The 2,036-nt window shown below is 47.3% G+C and carries 1 protein-coding gene; it reads left to right on the top strand.

Annotated features, from left to right (window positions below):
* On the top strand, positions 1-2,036 hold a 2,036-nt coding region (locus tag ACFIO5_RS09705; protein WP_375705289.1), incomplete at both ends, for a hemagglutinin repeat-containing protein.

Here is a 2,036-nt window from a genome sequence, read left to right as displayed (position 1 = left end):
GGTTCGATTACAGGGGATGCGCATTTTAAAGCACAAGCAGTTGAAGGCAATCCACTGGAGTCCTTAAGTGGTTTAACCGGGGCTGGCGCTCTCTTTACACCAAAAGTGGATCTCAATAATGCAGGGGAACTTTCTGAGGGGCTCCCTTTACCAAAGCCCCAATCGGGTGGGGTTGGGGGCACGCTGCCCAACCAGAATTTTATTTATGAAACGCGGGCAGAATTCCTTGATGTTGGCAAGTTTTATGGCTCAGCCTATTATTTGAACAGAATTGGCTACAATCCTGACAGAGAGATTTTTTTCTTAGGCGATGCTTATTTCGAAAAGCAGCTGATTGAGAAACAAATGCGTGATCTTGTTGGTCAAGGGTTGGGCAAAGGTTCCTTTATTCCTGGAAGTGATGCCATTGAACAAGTCAAAACTTTGCTGGATGTCGGGGCAGAATATGCAAAAGCACACAATCTCCCCTTTGGTGAGGCTTTGAGTGAAGAACAATTGGCTTCTCTAGAAGCCCCGATGGTGATTTATGTGCGCCAACAGGTCAAGGGCATGGATGTTTACGCACCGGTGCTTTATATCCCTGAAAAAGACAGAGCCTCCTTTGTTTCTGCTGGGGCTTTGATCATGGGCGATGATGTCAATATCACCAGCCAAAATACAAGCAATTCAACGATTATCAATTCAGGGCGGATTGCGGCAAATCACCAATTGCATGTGCATGGCGGGGATATCCTCAGTCAAGGAGGGCATTTTGCGGCGGGTGGTGATGCTGTTATCCTTGCGGAGAAGAATATTCGTTTAGATGCAGGGCGCACAACGGTTGACGGCGTGGATACCGTTTTAAATACCGAGGCGCTTTCTGCTGGTGGTAATGCAACGGTGATTGCCAAACAAGATATTACAGCCTCAGGGGTGGGGATCACTACCGGAGGTGATCTTGCCATGGCTACAGAACAAGGCAACTTGACGATCGGTTCAGCAGAAACCCATTACCATGATGAACAGGGTGATGCTACCATGCATCATAAATCGGCGTTAAACTCTGGAGGCTCGACGACACTTGCCTCTGGACAAGATTTGAATATTCTAGGCTCTGATGTTCAAGCAACGGATAAACTTCTCTTGCAGGCTGAGAGGAATGTTTCGATTGATGCCACACGCAACAGTATGGACAATCAGAGTGGGAGTGAAACATCTCATGTTGCTTTACACAATGGCTCTCATTTAAGTTCTGGAAAAGAGACCACTGTTCTCTCTGGAAAAGATATCCATATGGCTGCTTCCGATATAGATGCCAAGGGTAATGTTGCTCTTGGCGCCCAAGGGGAGGTAACAATAGGGGTGAGAAACGATGAGATGGAGTATCATCTTCGCACCAAAAACACGAAAGTGGATATGCAAGCCTCTCATGCCGTTGGCTCTTCGATAAAATCGGGAGGTGATACCACTGTCATTGCAGGGCAGGATGGCAAACCACATGATCTTAGCATCACAGGTAGTTCCATTGCGGCTGATGGCAAGGTAGGGCTGAAAGCCAGCAACGATATTCTCATCAATAATGCAGAGGATAGCTTACATTATGAGATGTCGTATCACAAAGAGGGTGGGGTGTTTAGTAGCAGTAAATCTGAGCATAACAAGATGGATGTGCGCCAAGTTGTGGGGTCAAGCATAACAGGGGGTGAAGGCATTGCCATTGATTCCGGAAACAACACGGAAGTTGTAGCCTCGACGCTCGTAGCCGGTAAGGCAGAGGAAACGTCAGGAGAGAAAGCACCAGGAGAACAGAAACAAGCGGATATTACCATTCACTCTGGGGGAAAGATTGTCATAAAAGGCGCCCAAGAACAGTTGGATCAGCAAGCACAATCGTCATCAAGTGGCTTTTTGCATGAGAAATCGTCCGATACATCTCAATCGCATACCACAACGGTCTCCTCTATCCTTGGGGCGACGGGCAACATCGTGTTAGACGCACAAGGAGAAGCCAAGATTTCTGCTTCTCATCTGCTTTCCGGTCAAGATATCAATGTGAG

The sequence above is a fragment of the Bartonella sp. AA86SXKL genome, assembly GCF_042196885.1.
This window is presented reverse-complemented; position numbering and strand designations above follow the sequence as displayed.